We start from the raw sequence: 23,028 nt of genomic DNA, 5'->3' as shown, positions 1-23,028 counted from the left end.
TCAGTCGCTAAACATATTTAAGAATTAGTAGGATAAAACAGTGAAATTTTATAACTTAAAAGAAAATGACGAGCAAGTAAGTTTTGCTCAAGCAGTTAAGCAAGGTTTAGGTAAAAATCAGGGGCTGTTTTTTCCTGAAACTATGCCTAAATTTGACAATATCGATGAATTATTAGCACTGCCACTTGTTGAGCGTAGCGTTAAGATTTTACATCCTTTTGTCGAAGATGACCTTAGCGAAGCTGAATTAACCCAAATTGTTACTGATGCTTTCAATTTTCCTGCTGTGTTACAACCTATTAGTAACGATCGTGCTATTCTCGAATTATTTCATGGACCAACATTAGCATTTAAAGATTTTGGTGCCCGTTTTATGGCGAAATGTTTACAAGCATTTGTTGCCAAAGATGCTAAAGCGACAGGTGAAACCAAGCCGTTAACAATATTAACAGCTACTTCTGGTGATACTGGTGCTGCTGTTGCTCATGCTTTTCATGGTATTGATAATATCCGTGTAGTAATTATGTACCCTAAAGGTAAAATTTCACTGCTTCAAGAAAAAATGTTTACTACCTTAGGTGGTAACATTGAAACATTGATGGTTGATGGTGATTTCGATGACTGCCAAGCATTAGTTAAAAAATCTTTTGACGATAAAGAGCTAGCTAATACTATTGGTTTGAACTCTGCTAATTCAATCAATATTAGCCGTTTATTAGCGCAAATTTGTTATTACTTTGAAGCTGTTGCTCAACTTTCTCGTGCTAAAAGCGATTTAGAAAATATTGTGTTTTCTATTCCAAGCGGTAACTTTGGTAACTTAACTGCTGGCTTGTTTGCTAAAGCAATGGGTTTACCAATTAAGCGTTTTATTGCCGCAACTAACTTAAACGATACTGTGCCACGTTATTTAGAAACAGGTGAGTGGACCCCTAATACAACGGTTGCTACTATTTCTAACGCAATGGATGTGAGTAATCCTAATAACTGGCCGCGTGTAGAACACATGCTTAAGTCAGGTATTGTTGAAGATGGCTGTGTAACATCAGTTTCAATTGACGAAGAGCAAACACAATCTACAGTTATTGGTTTAGGTAAGTTAGGTTATATTAGCGAACCACATGCAGCTGTTGCTTATAAAGCATTAAAGCATAGTGCTGAAGAAGGTGAGTTTGGCGTTTTCTTAGGAACTGCTCACCCTGCTAAATTTAAAGACGTGGTTGAAAGTATTTTAGGTCAGCCTTTAGGGTTACCAAAAGAACTAGCAGACTGTGCAGGCGAGCCAATCTTATCGCAAGATATGAGTACCGACTTTGCAGACTTACGTGCTTATCTTTTAAAGTAACACACAGAAATAAGCGTTTATTATGATCAAACCTCACTGGCAGCAGATAATTAAGCATGAACAATTGCAAGATTACTATTGCCAGCTACAGGCTGAAATTACTTATCAAAGAGCGCAGGGAATTACTATTTTTCCTGAAGAAAAAGATGTTTTCAGAGCATTTGAGTTTGCAGACTTAGCAGATGTAAAAGTGGTTGTGTTAGGCCAAGATCCCTATCATGGTGTTTCAGGAAAAGCGGCCTTAAAACAAGGCATGCCTGATGACATTCCTCAAGCGCATGGTTTAGCTTTTTCTGTTCAGTCTGGCGTCAAAGTCCCACCTTCATTAGTGAATATATACAAAGAATTAACTACCGATATTGAAGGTTTTGTTACGCCGAAACACGGTAATTTAACCGCTTGGGCCGAACAAGGTGTTTTATTATTAAACACTGTGCTGACAGTACAGCAAGGCATGGCGCATTCACATGCTAAGTTAGGCTGGGAAGCTTTTACCGACAAAATAATTGAACAAATTAATCGACACAATAAGGGCTGTGTTTTTATTCTTTGGGGCGCTCACGCACAAAAGAAAGGGCGCAATATTGATAACGCAAAACACCTTATATTAAATGGTCCTCATCCTTCACCACTATCCGCTTATCGCGGTTTTTTTGGCAGTCAGCCTTTTTCCAAAGCAAATAATTGGTTGGTAGCGCAAGGTGTCGCTCCAATAGATTGGTGCTTAAATGCTTAACGTTGCTCAAAATGTTGGTTTTGGGGACAAGTGTTGTAGCATAGCGGTATATATTGGTAATCAGCCACCCATGGATGAGTATCAACACCTTGATCATTTAACGGCGCTTCGCACAGGCGATATTGCCAATATAGGACAACATTGCGGTAACGGCTGGCGTAAGGTTTTTAATGTTTACGCAAAGCTACTCTATAGCTTAGATACAGAACTTTTTTCTTTCAAAAAATTAGCCCCTACATGGCAAGAGTATAGGGACAGCTTTTTATTACAAGCCCATTCCAATACCGCATTATTATTCAATGCACCGATTTTATCGAGTCATAACCAAACAGCCCTTTCACATGAAAAAGTTATCCATATTATTATGGGAAGAACCTATGCTAAGTCGTTAGTTAATTCACAACTCTTAACGGCACCACTGACTTGGCTTGATGATGAGTTTGCGATTAACCAGCAAGCAGGTGTTATTGTTTGTCCTTATTTTGATTATCGCCAATTATCTAATATCAAAATTGTGCGGTTAGCTGCATTAATGAAAAGTGTGCGTTAGCATGTTGATACGTATTCTTATGACTTTTATGCTAGCGAGTTTGGCTGCTGTTGTATTCGCTGACACGTTAAAGCCTTTTACAAGTGATGGCTGTAGTGCATTTCCTGACGGTACTTTTGCACAAAAGAAATTGTGGTTAACCTGTTGCCAACGACATGATTTTGATTATTGGCAAGGAGGCACCTATCAACAACGATTAGCATCGGATAACCGTTTAAAAATGTGTGTAACACAAGTAGGCGAGCCTACTATTGCTGCACTGATGTTGGCGGGTGTCAGAGTGGGTGGTACACCTTATTTACCAACAAGTTTTCGATGGGGTTATGGTTGGAGTTATCCTCGATTTTATGGCGCGCTTTCTGTAGAAGAGTTGCGACAAGTTCAACTCCTTTCAACAGATATAGTGCTCAACGTAAATTGATTTAGTGAATTGAAATAGCGTCATTTAAAATAAATAATCATTTCCGCAGCTTCACAATGACAGTCATACCCACACAGAGTACAGTTATACCCCTGCTTACTGTCTTCGTGCCATTTATCTGGGTGAGATTTAACTAATTCCCCACCGCAATGCGTAAAGTAAGCGACAGCGCTATTATTAGGGCTCTGTTTCCAAAGGTGTGATATTCCAGCTTGAGCGCCTTGCTTTTTAGCTGTTTGAATAGAGAGTTGTAATAATGCTTTTCCTATACCAAACCCACGATACGCTTCATCTACAGTATTACACTTGAAGTAACAGCATTGATCTTTAGATACTTGCCATAACTCTGGGCTATACCATTGATCTATATTCCAATGCTCTGGCGCAAAAGTAATCCGAAAACCAATAAGTTTTTTATCTGGATCTGTTTTCTCAGGGCTTGCATCTGAATTCCATAATGCGACATAACAACAGTTTTCACTTTTACTTATGCCACGAGAAGCCCAGTCGGCGATGCTTTCTTCATTGAGGTAGCCATCACCATGTACTTCATTAGCTAAATGAATAACCTGTTTGAAGTATTGTGGTGTTAATTTTTCGTAACTAACATGTGGCATAATATTTATAAAAACTCCGCATTAAGGTTTATCGATAAGCTCACACTTGCTTTGGTGAGTATAGCGATCATACCGCAAATAAATAAAAAATAACAAAATCATCTCACTATAATATAAAGTGTATTCATGCTTAATGCTCATATAGAGTTAGAGTTAATTCACCTAGTCAGATTAGAGTGATAGACAATGAGTGTCTATGAGACAGCTAGTAAATTTCAGTAATTGAGAGAATGAAAGATGTACGATCCAATGTTAGATGATTCACCTGGTTGTGGTATTCCTTATCCTAATAGTTATTGGGCAGATGTTTCTGGCGGGCATAGCGAGAATAAATCGGAAGATGACGGACCGCTTACCAAAGATATTACAATTGACGTTGCCATAATAGGTGCGGGTTATACCGGACTTTCTTGTGCGTTACATTTAGCGCGTGAACATGGTGTTCAGGCACATATATTTGAAGCGAATCAAACAGCGTGGGGATGTAGCGGTAGAAATGCTGGTTTTATTTTAAAATCATCTGGCAGAAAGCCTTACACTACAATGCAGAAGCAATGGGGTGAGGAAGTTATGCGCGGTATTTATCAAGAAATGTGCGCAGGTGTAGAAACCGTTAATAGCTTAATTGGCGAAGGGATTGATTGCGACCAACAAGAGGCGGGTTATATTAAAGTTGCCCATAATCCGAAGATGTTTAAGTCACTGCAAACACAGGCGACATTGCAGAAAAAAATGTTTAATTATGATGTACAAGTACTCTCAAAAAGTGAATTACATCAGAATTTTATGGCCGATGAAAATGCCTATGGCGCTATTCGCTATCAAGATGGTTTTGGATTAAATCCCCTTAAACTAGCGTGGGGTTATCAACGGTTGGCACGTCAAGCGGGTGTAAAAGTACATACCTCAACACCTGTACAATTCGCACAAAGTAACTCAAAATCTCAAGCAAGCAAGGATATTGTGCTTACAACACCGCAAGGCACTGTAAAGGCTAAAAAAGTAGTGATTGCCACTAATGGCTATACACCGAAAGGGTTTCATCCTTTAATTAGCAATAGAACATTGCCAGTATTATCACAGATTATCGTGACTGAGCCGTTATCGGCTGAGCAACTAGCGGCGTGTAATTTTTTAACAAGTAATGTGGTGATGGATACACGGGCACTAAAATACTATTATCGAAAACTACCTGATAATCGTATTTTATTTGGCGGAAGAGGCGCTATTACAGGGAAAGGTGCTGAAGATCCTTATTACGCTCAGCGATTGTTATCGGTGTTAAAAACAAGCTTTCCAGCGCTTAGTACATTAAAGATTGATTATGCTTGGTCAGGTTGGATTTGCATGGCACTTGATGATTTACCGCATATTTACCAAGGTGAAAAAGGCAGTGAACATGAAAATGTTTTTTATGCTATGGGCTATTGTGGCAGTGGTGTGTCATTTTCAGTACAAGCAGGTAAACGTTTAGCCGAGAAGGTGGTAGGAAAAACATTACCAAACCTGCCTTTATATAACACAGCATTACCTAAATTTCCCTTTGCCCCATTACGCAGAGTAGGGCAATGGGGATATTTTCATTACGGTATGATTAAAGACAACTACTTCTAGGTTAATTAGTTGTAGGCCGTCGATTCTAGGCTAATTGCTCTTAGCCTTATTGATCTTAGTCTACTTAATTTTGGCTTAGTTAATGTTAGGCCAATTAAAGACTGTCGAGGCGACTCAACTTTTCACCTTGTTTAAAAGCGGTAATATTATCGCTAAGCAAATCAATTAACCGTTGCTGTGATTCATTACTTGCCCAAGCAATATGCGCCGTAATTTTTAAATTATCGACACTGTTTTCTTGTAATGCAAGTAATAATGGGTGATCAGCCGGTGGTGGCTCTTGCTCTAATACATCAAGCACGGCGTAAGCTATTTGTTTAGATTTTAATGCAGCCAGTAAATCAATGCTATTGACTAATGGGCCACGTGCGGTATTAATTAACAATGCGTTAGGCTTCATCTTAGCTAAAACGTTTTTATTAATTAAGTTGGTTGTGTCTTTGGTTTGCGGGCAATGTAAGCTGATAATATCTGCTTGTGCTATCGCTTGGTCAAAGCTAACTCTGCCTTGGCGCACTGTCGTACTACCTGGGCGTTCGCTAATTAATACCTGCATATTAAAGGCCGTCGCAAGATCGACCACCGTTTTTCCTAAACATCCGTAGCCAATAACGGCTAAGGTTTTACCTGAAAGCTCGGTAATAGCATTGCCATGATAGCAAAAAGTATCACTTTTTTGCCAATGCCCCTGAGCTGTATTGCTATTATGGTGAGATGTTTGTTGATAATACTCAAGTATTTGAGCAAAGACATATTGCGCAATAGAATTACCAGCATACCCACTAACATTGGTAACAGCAATATTGTGTTGGTTTGCCGCGTTGATATCAATATTGTTATACCCGGTAGCAGCGATACAAATTAATTTCAACTGTGGTAGTTGCGCTAACATTTCAGCGGTAAAAACTACTTTGTTAGTGATAATAATTTCAGCATCTATACAGCGTTCAAGTATCTGCTCTGTTGTCGTTGTTGGGTAGCAAGTAAGGTTAGTAACTTCTTGCTCTATTGTCGCAAAAGATATGTTTGCGCTAAAAGTTTTACTATCTAAAAAAACGGCTTTCAAATTGAATTATTTCCTATTGTCTTTATTGTCATCTTGCATGTTAGCAGTTTTTCGCCACTTAGCATTAATAAGGCTACGTTGCTTTATCCAGGGCGACCATCTTTTCTAGCGCGCATTAACATAGGCGCATAAGTTATTACAAATACTCCAAATGCTAATAGCCAAAAAGATCCACTAATATCGATAAATAATAGCGTTTTTTCAGGCGCAATCCAGGGACCAATAGCACGCATTAGTGCAGCCAGTGTAATGAATATATAAGCCAATGTCATTGCTTTTGGAGGAGTTAATGGGCGACCGGTATGGCCTAGCGACACCCTTGATATCATAGCTAAAATTAAACCACCCATGCCGCCAATAGTGATCAAATGCCAAATATGATTACTTGGTATTTCAGTCGTTAAGTAACTAGCGCCTAAAATGATTAACCCATAAGCAATAAATTTAATTGAGATATGTAAAGACCATAATAGGGGGACTTCAAGCGTTAACCAAGGCTTCCATCTTAACCAGCGCATTGTTTGAAAGCCCCCAGCAATAATTAATAACACGCCAAAACTTAAATCAGCAAAGCCGATAACAGGCTCTAATAACAAATACAACATGGCGATACCTAAGCTACCATTAGTGAGCAGATCTAACCATGGTAAAGGGGTTGCTTTAGGGGTATTCGTTCCGTTAGCAGTAAACATAGGCGTAACGCGCCCCGCCATTACAGACATTAAAAAAGTGACTAGCATCACGCCTGCGTAGGCTGAATAATTGATGGTAAAGGTGTCAGGATAATAAATCGCTAAATGCATTTCTAAATTGGCAATAGAAAACAATAGTAATAAAGGAACAAAAAATAAATTGCGATATTGTTTAATCGCTATCAGTGGTTTTGCTAAAACAAAAGCAACGGCAGGCAGAAAGCTTAAATCAAGAATCGTTGTTAATGAATGGCCAAATATGTCAGGAAACAGCAGGGCAATACGGCCCGTAAGCCAAATTAAGAACAACATCAGTAATGTGGTACCTTGAGCACCACGCGCTCCAGTCCAATTTTGTACGGCGGTAAGTAAAAAGCCTGCAATAATTGCACAGCCGAAACCAAAAATCATTTCGTGAATATGCCACCAATAACCACCACCCAAAGGTGATAAAGTGATTGTGCCCTTGTACATTAATAACCAAAGTATGACCGCCACCATACTGAAAATAGCACCACTAAGAAAAAATGGGCGAAAGCCTAAACGTAGTAGTGGTGTGATTTTTTGCTCTTTTTCTAGGTCGGTAATTTGCATCATTGCTACCTTGTAAAATTCTTGAGTAATTTACTCGGGTATTATGGAGGTATTGTAATGAAATAGTTTTGAATTTGCTTGAATTAGATCAATAAAATGCTCTTATCAATGAAATGACAACAGAATAAAATAGGGTAAAAGGTACCAACCTAAGTCAGATAAAACCTTGGCTGCTAGGTCGATCTTAACTTAGTTGGTATTTACTTAGCTAGTACGAGCTTATTGATTAACGAAAGCTCTAATTTTACTGACCGATGAAGCCCCTACATTGGTTGCAATTGGCTCTCCATTTTTTAATAACAACAGTGTTGGAAGACCTCTAATACCATATTTTATCATTAGCTCTTGACTATTATCTGCGTCAATTTTAACTACTTTAAGGCTTTCGTTTTCTTGTGCTATTTGCTCTACTACAGGCGCAATCATTTTACACGGCCCACACCACTGGGCGTAAAAATCAACCAGAACATCTCCTTCAAATTGCAGTACCTCTGTCTCATATTCTTCTGCAGTGATGGCTTTAACGGTATTTAATTGTGTTTGAACAGTCATTTTTTATTCCTTAAGTTTACAAATAGGTTTCCAAATAAATTTACAAACCGAAGTATATTCAAGTTGTATTAACTTGATTAGCCGTGTTTAATGAGAACTATTGTTCCATAAATGAAACAGTGATGTTTAATGATAACGAATTTAGATGATCTATTACTTTTTGTTGTATTAGTAGAAGCTGGGACTTTTACCGCGGGCGCCAAAAAACTCAACATGCCTAAATCAACATTAAGTAGGCGGCTAGCGCAGTTAGAAGATAAGTTAGGTAGTGAGCTATTGATACGTACTACACGTAACCAAACGTTAACAGAAAGCGGGCGCTTACTTTATTGTGCTTGTAAAAACCACATTGATGCGTTGAGCAAAGTGGAAGAGAAAATTGGCTCATTGATAGACCAGCCACAAGGTAATTTGAATATTCTATTACCGTTAGAATTCTTCAATAAAGTGATCAGTACGTTGATTGTAGACTTTGTGCAGTTATATCCAAAAATAGCCTTGAACTGTCAACATTACTCAGCAGCAATGCCTGAATTTGATCATCATTACGACTTATGTTTTGTGTTGCACGAGCAGACATTACCAGCATCTAATTGGATAGGAAAAGAACTGTTAAGTTTTCCTCAATCTATTTATGCGTCATCAGAATTTGATACGCGCAACATTAAAACGCCAGAAGATTTATCTCAATATCCCTGTATTCTATCGGAAGATGGCCAGCCATGGTTTTTTCGTGATAATAATAAGTTACAAGCTGTTTATGGTCAGAACCGCATTACACTTTCTAGTCCTGAAATGCGTTTACAGGCGACTCAGAAAAATCTTGGTTTGTGTAAGCTTGCTGATTATGTTTTACAGTCTTCGTCTCAAAAAGAGCAGCTACAACGTTTATCCTTAACTAAAAAACCGACGGCGCAACGTTTAAGCGTGCTGTATCAAAGTAGAAATGTTGCGATGAAAACCCGCATTTTCTTGGATTTTTTTCAAAGTAATATTGGTCAATTACTTTGACTTTATTGCTGCTTAAATGTAGCTGTATATAAATACAAATTTCTGTGGTTTCTCCTTTCTACAAGAAAGAAGGCAAAATGCCTTCTTTCACACATCAACCAGACGAGGGGTATCTTTTTAACTAATTGATTTGCTGATAACAATCGAGTAATGTGAATATATTATAAAATTATGGACGATTGATACTCTCTTGTAGAAAGAAGGTATGTTGCATCATAATAAAGCTGTTAAGTTTCACGGAGATTCAAAGTACATGGGTAATTCTGGTTTAATAAGTTCGTCATTATCTCAAAAGAAATGGATAGTTGAATTAATAGTTATTGCTGTAATGATTGGCTTAGGCGTGGGAATTATATCAAGCTCATTTGTTACATTTATCACTCTACCTGTATTTAACATTATTGTTATTGCTTTATTATTAATTCTGATAGGTTTTTTAGTGTTGTGTAAAAGTATTGTTGCGACGCTAAGTTTTAATGAGAAAATTAGAGCACAATTTTTATTAGACGAAAACAATTCAATTATATCAATACGTAAATATAAATTCGCAACTGAATTAGCTCGAACACTTAAAGCTGTATTTCAAGAAAGCAAAGCATTAGAAAAAATATGGAACGAGCAACATGTAAAGTCAAAAATAGGTGCTGAAGTCAGTCGTGATGAATCTTCAAACGATAATCAACCCCCTAAAAAAGACATAGAATATTATGCAGTCTGTAAAGTTGAAGAAGTTGAAGGTGAACCAAAAGCAAAACATGAAAAACAAGGAGGGCTTCTTAAAGAAGCTATTGAGTTTGTAATACTTGAAGAGCTATCGTTGCACCTTTCCTCATATTTTAATGATTATCAAGAAGATGACGAAATAAGAGAACTTCAAAGAAAAGATGTACCTGAATTTTTATTGGAAAATAGAGTTTTTGCTACTTTGACCAAACCAATAGAAGATCGAGATATTTTTATTGACGCTTTTCCGGATCCTGAAAAACGACCTGAAGGCGAGATTTGCATGTTATATGGTAGTAATGGCGCTATGTATAGCAAATTTGATTTATTACTTCCTAAAGGTACAAAAATAACTAAAAATGGAAATGGTGGTTTTAAGCTTGAAAATTCAAGATTAGTACTTGAAATTGAGGTGATATTTGAAGGGTTTAGCGCTTCATTTTCGAATGAGTTTGTTAAATTCTATGTAGGTAAGAATCCTCGTTCGACTAAAGGTAAATTAATATACGTGAATATTTCGGGTCATGTTAAGCCATTAAGCTTATTAAAAAGCTCAGGGTGGGTTTACTACAAATGGTTAGATTCTTTTATTAATAGAATGAAGAACAATCTTTCTTTTGAGCACTTTTTAGATAACGTTCATTGGGAATATGTATCGTGTAATTTGTATAGCCAAAGACACAAAAAACCAAATGTTCAAAATATTAAAGATACAAAGTCAGAATTGAAACTTAACAAGGCGCTTAAGGCGGAAAAATAACAGTTGGCCATCGCTTCGCGATTATAGCCAACCATTATTTTCCGCTTAGCTTAGCGTTATGCTTTTTTCTAGGTTTGGTAGCATGAAAAATTATGAAAAATTATGAAAAATTATGAAAAATTATGAAAAATTAAGCAAATTAAGCAAATTAAGCAGGACAGTCGCTCAAACTTGAATAACACAGACTTTTCAACTAATGCTATACCAGCGAGTGTCCTTCCTAATTTTTACAATCGAGTAATGTGAATATATTATAAAATTATGGACAATTGATACTCTCTTGTAGAAAGAAGGTATATTGCATCATAATAAAGTTGTTAAGTTTTCATCATATCATCGAGGATCATCATGGAAGAAAGTAATCACCGAATTGCATACGCATTTTATAGTTCTAAAAAGTGGATGTATGGAATAAGTGAGCGTGAGACTTTAGAAAAGCATAGTACCTCTGTGACGCCAGAAGAGTTTGATATCAGTATGAAAGGAAGTATATTTTGTCCTGTTTGTACGACCCCTTTATCGAGATCTCCTGAAGATACTACGGTTACAAGTAATAGCAGAACCGCTCACTTTAAACATAAGCCAACATATTCAAAAATCCCTTGTCGTTTAAAGTCCCCAAAAAAAGAAGGTCTATCGTATAAAACAGAAGAAGATGTAGCAAAAGCAATCGAAGACGAATCTTTGGTTATTGTATCAAGTTGGAAGAACCACCCACCAAGTCAGGATGATGATATTGACGAAACAGGTGAATATAATCAAAGTGCCGTTGAAGATGAAGATGGCCCTGAAACTGAAGTTACTATTGGCAGGCATAATAATAAGGAGTTTAAGGTAGCAAGTAGGATTTCCAGTGTCACAGCACTTTGCTGGAATTTCGATAAAAATCTTCATAGAGGTTATCATTTTCCAGACTCTAAAAATCCGAAGCTTTTATCGCAGATGCTTTTTGATGTTAATCGTATAACCGATGACAGTAGTAACCATCAACGATTGTTCTTTGGGGAGGTAGTGGATTATAAGCGCCTGACTAAACGTAATATTATCCATGTAAAGCATGAAGTATATGGTGAGTTTAGAATTTATACGTGGCCTCATCATGATGAACGAAAACATATTGATATTGGTTCTATAGGTCGTTATGTCATATTCCATTCCAGTTTGGCTTGGGAGGGAGGTAACATACCGAGAAGCTTTGTAAATGCTTGGGGTCAATACAGTTTGTTACCAGAAAAATATAATAAATTTTTACTAAAGTATAAAAAGAAAACTTAACAAGTTACTTAAACGGACGCTAAACAGTTGGCTTTAAATTAAGAAGTGCAGAAATTAAGCAGAGAAATTAAGCGGACACTCGCTTAAATTTGAACAACACAGATAATTAAAAATTAAGCGTCCATATATGTCCTTTTAATTTTCTATGAGTTGGGAAGAATTTAATCAAATTGGTATTAGCATATTTTGTTTATATGAAGTAATAACGTTTTAATGTTTATCTGTAAATGCTGGGGGAGTTTAAAATAAGTAACCAAGTTTTTAGCCTTTTGCTATGGCTTTAAGATCATATTCAAGGTATTCCTGATCTTAAGGATTAGAAAGGATTTCTAACAGGGATAAAATTAAATGAATCGATAATTGTAAACTAAATACAATTATCGATTCTAAGCTAGTAAGCATGTTTTAAAATCTAGCGCGAATACCAACAGTAAAGCGACGACCAAATTCGTTATATGTACTTAAGCGTCCGTCAAGATACTCATACGCTCGATAACTTTCATTATTGAGGTTTTTCGCTTCAAGAACAAAGGTTACATGTTCGTTCAGGTCGTAAGAGGCTGATGCATCAACTTGTCCGTATTCGTTGCCAAATATTGGTGTGCCACCAGTACCTTGTGCTGCCTGTAAGAATTCATCACGCCAATTATAAGATACTCTAAAGCTAAAGCCATATTTTTCATAATAAGTGGTAATGTTATATGCATTTTCTGATAACCCTTCTAATCCTATATCAAGACCAACATTTGTGTTTGTTGTTTTAGCATCTGTGGAAAGGTAGGTGTAATTAGCTAGAAAACCTAAGCCATCAAATGGAGATGGTAAGGTTTTAAATGTGTGTTGATATAATAAGTCAAATCCTGAAATATTTGCACCCTCACCATTACCTGGTCTAGAGATAGCATATAAGGTATTTGGATCAAAACCAGGAGAAAGTGCAGGGTCAACCGTAGTGGTGACTGTTTCAGTTTGTACAAATGAATCAACATGCTTATAGAAATAGCTTAGTGCTAAAACGTCACTATCATCGAAATACCATTCTAACGCAGCATCAAATTGTGATGCACGAGATGGTAATAAGCTTGGATTACCAGAATTGCCTGAGAACGTTGTTGTATTGACCGTTGTGCCAGGGTTTAAATTATTATAAGAAGGACGTGACATTACTTTGGCTGCGCCTATACGAAGCACCAGTTCATCGCTAAGATCAATACTTAAGTTAAAGCTGGGCAGTATGTCAGTATAATCTCCTGTTTGTAGATTGTCGAAGTCAGCAATGCTTGTACCACCTGTTGTTTTAACGTCGGTCTGTACAGCACGAACACCTAGGTTTCCTGAGTAAAATAACCCAGCGAATTCACCGCCATAATTAAGTTGCACGTAGCCTGCGAGTGTTTCTTCATCAATAGTATAGGTACCAGCACCATTTACATTGGTAAGTGGATCATCTGGAAAAGCAATATCTTGTATTTCTTTAGATGTTGCGATTGTCCAATTATTAATTAACATATCGTTATTTGGTAAAGTGTTACCAAAATTGGTTAAGCCCATTAACTCTTCAGTTGTCGTGAGAATACCTGAAATATTATTATCGCTTTCGAATTGTTCAACAGTATCTCTAGGTAAACCACTAAAGAAACCAAATGCATCTAATGCCAGTCCGCCACTTGTATAGCGCATGCCGAATTCAACACTGTTAATTAAACTACCGTTAATTTCACGCTTAATGTCAAAGCGAGCATTGATTTCATCTTGTTTACGAAAATTAACTTGTTTACGAGCATTGAAAATATACCAACCCGATGTTGACGTTGGATTGTCGCTAAATTGGCCTAGATCAGCAATAGGGATTCCGGATGCAGTGTCATAATTCCAACTTCCGTCAACTTCACGAAAAATTTGTGCTTGATTATTCTTTTCATTAGAGCTTCCTTCTGAATAGGATAAATCAGCACTATAAGTCCAAAGACCAACAGTAATTTCACCATTCAATCCGAGGACGAGATTCTCGTAATCAGTTATCAGTTCACGATTTGACACTCTAAGATCAGCACTTGTTGCGTCAAATGCCGTGATGGTATTGTTGTCGTTAATAATCAAGTTATCATTAGCAGTAATTATTGAATTTTGAAACTGTGTAGAAGTAATGACAGTTCCTTGTGACTCTATATCATCGCGTGTTGAATAAAATACGTCAAAGTCTAATTTAGCATTATCATTTGGACGCCAATGTATTGCTCCTGTAAAGCCTGTACGCTCAGAAGACAATGTTCTTGCAAATTGTCTTGAAAATCTGGGACGGAAGGCTCTTTCTTCTAGTGGAACCTCAGTTAATGAGTCAGCTCCTGTTGGACAGGCTGTACCTATGTCAGCAAGCAGTACACACTGCCAACCAGGTACATCCATTGTATCTTGCCTAGTAATTCGGTCTTGATATTGTAAGCCCAGAAGAACACCAACAGTATTATCAGCAAATGTATTGCTAATTTGTCCTGAAATACGAGGTTTCCATTCGTCTGCTAAGGTAGTGTTGACCCCTTGCGCACTACCTGCCGCTCGAAAACCACCGCCTGAGTCGAAAGGACTCGCTGTTTTAATTTCAACAGTACCACCAATACCGCCTTCAATTAGGCTTGCCATTGGTGATTTATACACATCTAATCGTGATATCATTTCAGATGGTAAATCACTAAAGTTTACTTGACGCTGATTTGAACTACCTAAAATGGTTCGACCGTTAATAAAAACACGGCTAAAGTCTGGTCCTAGTCCGCGAATACTAATTGAGTTTCCTTCTCCTCCTATAGTACTACGGTCAATCGATACTCCTGAAATACGTTGTAATGATTCAGCGACATTTTCATCAGGAAACTTCCCAATATCTTCTGCAACAATGCTGTCAACAAAATTGGGCGCTATACGCTTATTGTCTAATGCTGAAATTAGGCTCCCTCTTATCCCCCTAATTTCTATTTTCTCTATATCCTCAGCAGAAGATGCTTCATTGTCTTGAGCATAAGCTAAATTTCCTGTTGAAAATAATGCAATAGAGATAGCTAAAGCTGTTTTAGTAAATATTGTGTCTATGGCTTTACTTTTCATTTGAACCCCTTTTTATGATTTTATATAGGTATTTATTGGCTAATTTCATTATCATGCATTCTTGTTGTTGCGTGTTTTATTGTATATAAAAGTCACTTTAGTGGCAAGCGAGGACTATTTTTAACGATAGTAGAGGTTGGGTTGATAGATTATAATGTCTTATTGGTATATAAGTAGACACTAAAATTGTTATTGGTATATCCTATAAAGAATTCTGTTTGGAACTGATTAACCAGGACGTATATGGACGCTTCCTTGATGTCAAGCCGAGATTAAGTGAAACAGAAGAAAATCTCTTATGTTTTACATGGCTGAACAGCGCTATTTTCAATCTACTGTTTATGATGACAGGCTCTGTGCTTGCTTAAAGCAAACTGTACTGACATATATTCGAGCTATGGTTTGTTATCCATGATCCAGATGAGTTGCGAACTAGAAATACCTTTAAACATTGATCACTCAAACGCGCTTTATGCACTTGTCCTATCGCAGGCTTTGTTCTAGTTGGCGAGTGCCTTTTAATTTCATCTTCTAAACAACAGTCGTGAAAAGTTAAACCTTAAAAATTAGGTACTATCTAGCTGCCTAAACACTCGCACAGGCTCAGAGCCTTTGTCCCAGGCAGGCTTAGCTAGATAGTAAAACGGGTGATAAATCATGCCATATCCTTAACCAATTGAGGTGTGTAATGGCATTGTTTTTGTAATAATGTCCACATGATGCGTGCTAATTTATGTGCGATAGCTACAGCGGTGCAATTGAACGTTTTTCTTGCCCTTAATTGGGTGATCCATAAGCTTAATGCATCTTGCTTTTTTCCTGCATGACTAATGATAGCGCGAGCACCATGTATTAATTGTTTACGTAGGTATTGACCGCCTCGTTTACTTATCCCTCCCATCACACTTTTGTTACCTGAGGCAAATTGTTTTGGTGTTATTCCAAGCCACACTGCAAAGTCTTTAGCGCTGGCGAAATCTTGGTCACTGCCTATTGTAGCAACGAAAGCTGACGCATTGAGGTAACAAACCCCAGGCATACTTAACAGTATTTGGTTTAAGGGGTTTGCTTCCACTTCATTTTTTAACTGTTTTTCAATGGCTTTAATAGACTAACCTAGGACAGTCGTTTAAATTTGTCGCTTAAATTTATTTGATTTAATACTATTGATAAAACAACTAAGTACATTTAAAGCAAATAAGGTTAACCGCATACAATTTAAGATGAATACCTTCGCTAGCCATTTATTTATAGGTAGATACTTGTTAATGTTGTTTTAATTAAAAAAGATATCTTTATTAATTAAAACTTATCTTTTTTGTACGCATTCACACTCTAGCTCGAGATGACTATGAAAAAAACAATCGTATCTACTTTTTTATTATCAAGTATTTTAATGGCCTGTACAGGAACGAACTCTACTGTTGAAAAAACAGCAACTGAAGGTAAGCTAGCAGTAATGTCAGCAGCGGAAAATGCGAGTGATGTTGAGCAATCTAAAGCATTATTGTTGGCGAAATGGGAAGGTCCTTATCAAGGAGTACCAGCATTCGATAAAGTTTCATTAGCTGGTTTAATTCCAGCAATGCAAGAAGCGATGAAAATCAATTTGGCTGAAATTGAGGCTATCGCTAATAATCCACAAGCACCAACCTTTGAGAATACTATTGTTGCAATGGAAAGAACGGGAAAAGATTTAGCCCGAGTATTCACCTATTATGGCATTTGGCGCTCAAATGAATCTTCAGCTGAATTTCGTGAAATTCAAGCGAAAATGGCACCAACACTGTCGGCATTTTTCTCTAAAATAAATCAAAATGAAGCACTTTTTGCACGCGTTCAAGCTGTTCATAATAGTGATGAAGTTAATAGTTTAACACCAGAGCAGCAACGTTTAGTACACCTAACTTACAACGGGTTTTCTCGAAATGGTGCTACGTTAGATGGTGATGCAAAGAAACGTTATGCAGAAATCAATCAAAGGTTAGCCGAGTTACATACAAAATTTGGTGATAATGTTTTAGCTGATGAAGAAAACTATGTATTGTATTTAACTAAGAACCAATTAGGTGGCTTATCTGAGTCTATTATCAGCAGCGCGGCTTCTGCTGCTGAAGCACGTGATCATAAAGGTCAGTATGCTATTACTAATACACGTTCATCAATGGACCCGTTTCTAACCTATTCAACTGAGCGTGAGCTTCGTAAGAAAGTATGGGAAAGCTATTATAACCGTGGTAACAATGGTGATGAATTTGACAACAATGCGACTATAGCGGAAATTTTACAACTTCGTCATGAACGTGTTGGTTTACTTGGCTATAAAAACTATGCGTCTTGGCGTTTAGAAGATCGTATGGCTAAATCGCCAGAAAATGCCATTAAACTAATGGAAAGTGTATGGCCTGCAGCAATTGCACGTGTTGATGAAGAAGTTGAGGACATGTTAGTTATTGGTAAAGCAGAAGATGGTATTGAAAAAATTGAACCATGGGATTACCGCTTCTATGCTGAAAAAGTACGTAAAGCTAAGTACGATTTAGATTCATCTGAGGTGAAAGAGTATCTGCAATTGAATAAATTACGTGAAGCTATGTTCTACGTAGCAGGCCGTTTATTTAATTTTGAGTTTACCGAAATCAAAGATGGCTCTGTGCCAGTCTTTAATGATGATGTTCGTGTTTGGGAAGTTACCGATAAAACATCTAATGAGCATATTGGTTTATGGTATTTAGACCCATTTGCACGTAAAGGGAAACGTTCAGGCGCGTGGGCAACAACCTACCGTAGCTATACTACCTTTGATGGTAAAACCAATGTATTGTCTTCGAATAACTCTAACTTCACTAAAGGTGTTGATGGCGAACCGACATTAATTTCATGGTCTGATGCAGAAACTTACTTCCATGAATTTGGTCATGCATTACATTTCTTGTCAGCAAAAGTAGCCTACCCAACGTTGAATGGTGGCGTTCGAGATTACACTGAATTTCAATCTCAGCTGTTAGAGCACTGGTTAGCAACGGATGAAGTAATCAACAACTACCTGGTACATTACAAAACGGGTAAGCCGATGCCAAAAGAGTTGATTACAAAAATTAAACAAGCTGCGAAGTTTAACGAAGGCTTTAAAACAACTGAATACTTAGCGTCAGCGTTAGTTGATATGAAATTCCATACAGTTGACCCTACCGGTATAGACGCACAAAAATTTGAGCGTGATACCTTAGCTGCGTTAAATATGCCTGAATCTATGGTGATGCGTCATCGTTCAACCCAATTTGGTCATATATTTAGTTCAGAAGGCTATGCTTCAAGCTATTACGGTTATATGTGGGCCGAAGTATTAACGGCTGATGCGGCGGAAGCGTTTGAACAATCGCCAGGCGGTTTTTATGATAAAGATGTAGCGGCGAAACTTGTTGAACATTTATTTAGTGTTCGTAACGCAGTTGATCCAGCAGAAGCTTACCGTGCCTTTAGAGGCCGTGACGCTGATGTAAAAGCATTAATGCGTGACCGTGGTTTCCCTGTTACCAAATAACTTGAGCTAGGTTTAAGCAATTTAAGCTCGGCTTAAATAAAAATTAAGTGTTAAGTCTTGAATTAAAAACTCGCTTCGGCGAGTTTTTTGTTTTTGCTTGCTTGTATTTGGCAGATTATTTGGCAGATGATTTAGCGATACACATGTCATCATTTTTTGATTTAGCTAAAATTTGTTAGACTAGTACTTACTTGAATAATTAAGATGGTTAACAACATTTTTATGAAAAATTTATTGGCGTTATCACTCATCATATCTTTTACCGTATTACTCAGCGCTTGCTCCGTTAGCCAAGAAAATTCCCCTTGGTTATTAATTGACAACTTTGAGCAGCAAACCTTAAGCGGCTGGCAGAATGCGGATACGCAAAATAATACTAAGCCTTATGTTGCTAAGCCGCAAATAACAGAAATTCGTCTTGATAATGATACGGTGAAAAATAACCATTACCTGATTAAAAAACCGGCCAAAGATGGCGTTATCGGAAACCGTAAGGCACTTAGTATTAAAACATTACCAGAGCCTGTCCCTGTAGGAGATACATATACTTTTTATACGCGTATTCAGCTAGAAAGCTTTCCTAATAACCATGCTTTTGGCATTAGTAACTTAACGCCAGCACAGGTTAAAGACGCCGGTTATAATGCATTTGAGCCGACATTAAGAGTTACTGATAAATTTGAGTCGAATGGCTTTAAAAATGATGGTACTTTAATGGTGAAAATAGACAGCGATAACAAGTACCGACAGTATAGCAAGGTGCAAAATTTCCGAGAAGGGCGTTCAGCCAACCCTATGCAAACGAATACGTGGTATCAAATTTGGTATGTCGTCAATAACAGTCGAACCGAGCAAGGAGGCCAATCTTATGATGTTTATCTACAAGGCGGTGAATTTACCAAACAAACCTTAGTCTACAAAGATGCCGCATTTAGAATGAAAAGAGAGCTGGCCTTAATTTCTTTTGTTGCAAATACTAATACGGGATCACATAAAAAGCCTTATGGTAATGGCGGCTTGGCGTATGACGACCTTTATATGAGTAAAGGTATTAATTTAACTAATCCTACCAAACGATAATTAGTGTTTTAGACTGTTTGCTCTTATTAACCTGCCATTTTTCATTAATGCGAATCAATGGCAAGTTAACGCTACTCAGTTAATGTTAATCAGGTAATATTAACCAATTCAGGCTTTAATCCGGTAGTTTTTTACCATGTTGCCAAAACTGCTTCCATCGAGAAAAAATATTTTTCGGTAAATAACTATATTTATTTCGTTTAATGCGTTTATAGATATGCCATTGTTTTGGAATCAAATGAATAACAATATTTAAATAATTCGGTATATGAAAATAAACAATTTCATGATCTGAAGATAGCTCTTTTAATAACGTTAATAATAAATTAACTTCGTAATCAGTGGCGTCAGGTAAATTGATAGACAAACACGTGTTAGGCGTTATATTCGCCGTTAAATGCTCTAATTGATCGACCGTATTATTGTAACTTTGAATTTCTTGCTGATAAACATCACAAACATACCAATCATAATCACGAGTATTCTCTTGTAGCCATTTTTTACTATCGTTGTACACTAAGTTAGCTTGGTTATTTTGCGGATTAAAATATTGGTTAAAGCAATCTATTACTGTGCTGCTATGCTCAATACTCTGTAGGTTAATGTTGTTTGATATGTGGTGAATAAAGCGCTGAATATTACCGCCACCTAAACCAAGTTCAATCATGCTTTTAGGTTTAAAAAACAATAACGGTAACATCATTGCTGTTTGGTGAGGCAGGGTTAATTTCCAAGGTTTACGCTTAAGCATGACGCTTTGAATCACTTGCTCGCTATGCTCATTGCTACAGCCAAAAGCAAGCCAACGATAGTGTTCATTCTCGTTTACTGATATAGCTTCTTTGTCTTGACTCAAATAAGTTAATTTTCCTTGTGCAACGTGCTTTGCTAATTGCATAATTCTCCAATGGGTTAATGAAAAGAACAACTATTACTAAAATAAATAATAAGGATAGACAATGTACACCTTAAGAGCACCTATTACAGCAGCGGAGTTTTCGCAATATTACCATTTACGGTGGAAAATATTAAGGAAACCATGGCAGCAAGTGCTTGGAAGTGAGCAAGATGCACATGAAAAATACGGTATTCATCGAATGGTTGTTGATGAGCAAGATAATGTGCTGGCTGTTGGGCGCTTAGAAAGAGTTACTGAAAAGCAGGGACAAATTCGCTTTATGGCTGTTGATGATAATTCTCAGGGGCTAGGATTAGGTCAACAAATAGTTAACAACCTAGAAGCGCAAGCTACTCAATTAGGTATGAGTGAAATAACGTTAAATGCTAGAGAAAGTGCAATCAAATTTTATCAAAAACTAGGTTATCAAGTACAAGGCTATTCCCATACACTTTTTGCAGATGTTAAGCATTATACTATGGTTAAAAATTTAGTTGCTGCAACTCAACATAAAGTAGCAGAAGCAGAGGCTTTACAAGCTATTTGGCATAAAACCATTCCGTTAAGTAAAGCGATGGATTTACAAATAAGCTATTACGATGGCACTAAATTAATCACAATTTGCAATGCCGATTTTAATCAGAACTTACATCACACAATGTTTGCTGGCAGTATTTATACCTTAGCAACTTTAACTGGGTGGGGCTGGGTTTATTTGGCGCTACAAGAGCAACAACAAAACAATGCTCATCTAAACGGCGATATTGTTTTGGCTGAGGCTAATATTCGTTATCATTCTCCTATTAAAGAGTTAGCCTACGGGCAAGTAGTGGAACAAGACGTTTCAGGACAATTTGATAATTTGTTACAAGGTAAAAAAGCGCGTATTAATCTCGTAGCAAAGGTCTATTGTGGTGAGAATATTGCTGCTACATTTACTGGTAGTTACTTTATTTTGCCAACATGTAAACAAGAAAAGGAAATACAATGAAAATTCAATATTTATGGGTAATATTTACCTGCATGAGTTTTGTTGCACAAGCGCAGCATGCTAAAGAAGAACAAGCTATCGATAAGGTATTAAGCGAGTTTCATCAAGCTGCAGCCGATGCAAATGCTAAACTATATTTAAATCTACTGACTGATGACGCTATATTTTTAGGTACAGACGCTACCGAGCGTTGGACAAAAACGCAATTTACTGATTTTGTTTTACCGTATTTTAATCAAGGAAAAGGCTGGGTATATATAGCTAAAGAAAGAAATGTTAGTCTGTTAAGTCAGCATAAAGTCGCTTTTTTTGATGAGGTTTTAGAAAACAAAAAATATGGCTATTGTCGAGGATCGGGCGTATTAGTCCAAACAGATCAGGGCTGGAAAATAAGTCAGTATAATTTAACTTTGTTAGTGCCAAACGATATTGTTGAGCAGGTAACTGAAACAATCCAAACTTATCAGAAAACACAATAATGGTTAAAGATATGAATGAATTTAACAGTAAATATTCTGTTGGCATTATTGGTTGTGGTTGGTTAGGGAAAGCGTTAGCGCAAACGTTAATTAAGCAAAACATTACAGTGCTGGCGACAAGTAGTAAGCAAGAAAATGTTGATAAGTTAAATCTGCAATCCATTAATACTCAGCAATTAGTCCTACCTACAGATGCAGCAATACTTGCTCGCCATGACGTGTTTACCATGCAAAGCTTGGTTATTGCCATTACCCCACAGCTTAGGCAAGGGCGAGTAGATTACGCTGAAAAAATAGCTCAACTAGTGAATACGGCACAACAAGTTGGTGTGGTTGAGCGTATTATTCTATTATCGAGTACGGCAGTTTATGACGGATTAGACGGTGACGTTGATGAAGATAGCGTACTTAATTTAACAATAGAAAAAGTAAAAATATTGAACGCGGCTGAGCAAGCAGTATTAAGCTTTTCTAAGCACCAGCCTGCATCAGCAGCTAAGCAAGGAATTGTGCTGAGATTGGCAGGCTTAGTTGGTCCAGATCGTCATCCAGGTAAATTTATTTTAGCGAATAAAATGTTAAGCAATGCTATGGCTCCGGTTAATTTAATCCATCAACAAGACGCTGTTGGCCTAATTGCAGCATTGCTAGAGCAGACCGTTGCACCAGCTATTTTTACGGGAGTTAGTGATACACATGTTACTAAAGCAGAATATTATCAAGTGGCGGCAAAATCATTAGGTTTAAAGCCACCTGCTGTTGAACAACAAAATAAAAACGAAGCGACTAAAATGGTGTTGGGTGATAAAACTCAACGTGCTTTAGGCTATCAATTTTTCTACCCAGATTTACTTGCTTGGTTGAATACTTAAGTGAACAAGTAAGCTGAAACTCGCATCTTTAAATGGATTAAGTATAATGGCGTTAATCATCTGTTATTGGCTTATCGTTTGAAATTATTTTCTAAAACCTTTCTTG

Annotated in this window: 19 protein-coding genes and 1 pseudogene; 13 read left to right on the top strand and 7 right to left on the bottom strand. The window is 37.2% G+C overall.

Features of this window, described 5'->3' with window-relative positions; all coding sequences use genetic code 11:
* Positions 1 to 40 precede the first annotated feature (40 nt).
* The 4 genes from thrC to Q4503_RS06595 are packed head-to-tail and all read left to right on the top strand — an operon-like array spanning position 41 to position 3,052.
* Positions 41 to 1,345, top strand: a complete 1,305-nt coding sequence (gene thrC / locus Q4503_RS06610; protein ID WP_215974177.1) for a threonine synthase — start codon at positions 41 to 43, stop codon at positions 1,343 to 1,345.
* 22 nt (positions 1,346 to 1,367) lie between these two features.
* Positions 1,368 to 2,081 (top strand): uracil-DNA glycosylase, encoded by a 714-nt coding sequence (ung, locus tag Q4503_RS06605; RefSeq protein ID WP_215974178.1) that lies wholly within the window; start codon positions 1,368 to 1,370, stop codon positions 2,079 to 2,081.
* Positions 2,074 to 2,631 (top strand): hypothetical protein, encoded by a 558-nt coding sequence (locus tag Q4503_RS06600; RefSeq protein ID WP_303601767.1) that lies wholly within the window; start codon positions 2,074 to 2,076, stop codon positions 2,629 to 2,631. The genes ung and Q4503_RS06600 overlap by 8 nt, the downstream gene beginning before the upstream one ends.
* Before the next feature lies 1 nt (position 2,632).
* Positions 2,633 to 3,052 (top strand): hypothetical protein, encoded by a 420-nt coding sequence (locus Q4503_RS06595; RefSeq protein ID WP_303601766.1) that lies wholly within the window; start codon positions 2,633 to 2,635, stop codon positions 3,050 to 3,052.
* Between the two features lie 20 nt (positions 3,053 to 3,072).
* Here Q4503_RS06595 and Q4503_RS06590 read toward each other — a convergent pair whose 3' ends face one another.
* A complete protein-coding gene (locus Q4503_RS06590; RefSeq protein ID WP_303601765.1) occupies positions 3,073 to 3,669 on the bottom strand; it encodes a GNAT family N-acetyltransferase in 597 nt (198 codons plus the stop codon).
* A gap of 237 nt (positions 3,670 to 3,906) precedes the next feature.
* Here Q4503_RS06590 and Q4503_RS06585 point away from each other — a divergent pair, with 237 nt between their 5' ends.
* Positions 3,907 to 5,283 carry an FAD-binding oxidoreductase gene (locus tag Q4503_RS06585; protein ID WP_303601764.1) on the top strand — a complete coding sequence of 459 codons (1,377 nt, stop codon included), beginning with the start codon at positions 3,907 to 3,909 and terminating at the stop codon, positions 5,281 to 5,283.
* A 94-nt stretch (positions 5,284 to 5,377) separates the two neighbouring features.
* On the opposite strand, the gene Q4503_RS06580 is transcribed toward Q4503_RS06585, so the two are convergent.
* From Q4503_RS06580 to trxA, 3 genes are all read right to left on the bottom strand, one after another.
* Positions 5,378 to 6,349: a D-2-hydroxyacid dehydrogenase gene (locus Q4503_RS06580; protein WP_303601763.1), complete on the bottom strand. Its 972-nt coding sequence runs from the start codon at positions 6,347 to 6,349 to the stop codon at positions 5,378 to 5,380.
* Between the two features lie 83 nt (positions 6,350 to 6,432).
* Positions 6,433 to 7,638 carry an NnrS family protein gene (locus Q4503_RS06575; protein ID WP_303601762.1) on the bottom strand — a complete coding sequence of 402 codons (1,206 nt, stop codon included), beginning with the start codon at positions 7,636 to 7,638 and terminating at the stop codon, positions 6,433 to 6,435.
* A gap of 216 nt (positions 7,639 to 7,854) precedes the next feature.
* Positions 7,855 to 8,187 carry a thioredoxin gene (gene trxA / locus Q4503_RS06570; RefSeq protein WP_303601761.1) on the bottom strand — a complete coding sequence of 111 codons (333 nt, stop codon included), beginning with the start codon at positions 8,185 to 8,187 and terminating at the stop codon, positions 7,855 to 7,857.
* A 129-nt stretch (positions 8,188 to 8,316) separates the two neighbouring features.
* Here trxA and Q4503_RS06565 point away from each other — a divergent pair, with 129 nt between their 5' ends.
* From Q4503_RS06565 to Q4503_RS06555, 3 genes are all read left to right on the top strand, one after another.
* Positions 8,317 to 9,198 (top strand): LysR family transcriptional regulator, encoded by an 882-nt coding sequence (locus Q4503_RS06565; RefSeq protein WP_159817288.1) that lies wholly within the window; start codon positions 8,317 to 8,319, stop codon positions 9,196 to 9,198.
* 253 nt (positions 9,199 to 9,451) lie between these two features.
* Positions 9,452 to 10,681, top strand: a complete 1,230-nt coding sequence (locus Q4503_RS06560; protein ID WP_303601760.1) for a hypothetical protein — start codon at positions 9,452 to 9,454, stop codon at positions 10,679 to 10,681.
* Positions 10,682 to 11,029: 348 nt separating this feature from the next.
* Positions 11,030 to 11,956: a hypothetical protein gene (locus Q4503_RS06555; RefSeq protein ID WP_303601759.1), complete on the top strand. Its 927-nt coding sequence runs from the start codon at positions 11,030 to 11,032 to the stop codon at positions 11,954 to 11,956.
* A gap of 405 nt (positions 11,957 to 12,361) precedes the next feature.
* Here Q4503_RS06555 and Q4503_RS06550 read toward each other — a convergent pair whose 3' ends face one another.
* Positions 12,362 to 15,058, bottom strand: coding sequence for a TonB-dependent receptor (locus Q4503_RS06550; protein ID WP_303601758.1), 2,697 nt, complete (start codon positions 15,056 to 15,058; stop codon positions 12,362 to 12,364).
* A 655-nt stretch (positions 15,059 to 15,713) separates the two neighbouring features.
* Positions 15,714 to 16,145, bottom strand: a pseudogene (locus tag Q4503_RS06545) (transposase); the annotation flags it as partial.
* Positions 16,146 to 16,409: 264 nt separating this feature from the next.
* On the opposite strand from Q4503_RS06545, the gene Q4503_RS06540 reads away from it, so the two are divergent.
* Complete coding sequence (locus tag Q4503_RS06540) at positions 16,410 to 18,602, top strand: M3 family metallopeptidase (RefSeq protein WP_303601757.1); 2,193 nt, start codon at positions 16,410 to 16,412, stop codon at positions 18,600 to 18,602.
* A gap of 222 nt (positions 18,603 to 18,824) precedes the next feature.
* Positions 18,825 to 19,682 carry a hypothetical protein gene (locus tag Q4503_RS06535; protein WP_303601756.1) on the top strand — a complete coding sequence of 286 codons (858 nt, stop codon included), beginning with the start codon at positions 18,825 to 18,827 and terminating at the stop codon, positions 19,680 to 19,682.
* Between the two features lie 115 nt (positions 19,683 to 19,797).
* On the opposite strand, the gene Q4503_RS06530 is transcribed toward Q4503_RS06535, so the two are convergent.
* Positions 19,798 to 20,580: a hypothetical protein gene (locus Q4503_RS06530; RefSeq protein WP_303601755.1), complete on the bottom strand. Its 783-nt coding sequence runs from the start codon at positions 20,578 to 20,580 to the stop codon at positions 19,798 to 19,800.
* A 61-nt stretch (positions 20,581 to 20,641) separates the two neighbouring features.
* Between Q4503_RS06530 and Q4503_RS06525 the strand changes: the two genes are divergently transcribed.
* From Q4503_RS06525 to Q4503_RS06515, 3 genes are read left to right on the top strand one after another with little or no spacing between them, the layout of a single operon-like run.
* Complete coding sequence (locus Q4503_RS06525; protein ID WP_215974191.1) at positions 20,642 to 21,571, top strand: bifunctional GNAT family N-acetyltransferase/hotdog fold thioesterase; 930 nt, start codon at positions 20,642 to 20,644, stop codon at positions 21,569 to 21,571.
* Complete coding sequence (locus Q4503_RS06520) at positions 21,568 to 22,050, top strand: nuclear transport factor 2 family protein (protein WP_303601754.1); 483 nt, start codon at positions 21,568 to 21,570, stop codon at positions 22,048 to 22,050. The genes Q4503_RS06525 and Q4503_RS06520 overlap by 4 nt, the downstream gene beginning before the upstream one ends.
* A gap of 11 nt (positions 22,051 to 22,061) precedes the next feature.
* On the top strand, positions 22,062 to 22,922 hold the full coding sequence (locus Q4503_RS06515) for an NAD(P)-binding domain-containing protein (protein WP_303601753.1): 861 nt from the start codon (positions 22,062 to 22,064) through the stop codon (positions 22,920 to 22,922).
* The last annotated feature ends 106 nt before the right edge of the window (positions 22,923 to 23,028 follow it).

Source organism: Colwellia sp. 6_MG-2023 (genome assembly GCF_030547765.1).
In the GTDB taxonomy this organism is placed as follows: Bacteria; Pseudomonadota; Gammaproteobacteria; order Enterobacterales; family Alteromonadaceae; genus Colwellia.
This window is presented reverse-complemented; position numbering and strand designations above follow the sequence as displayed.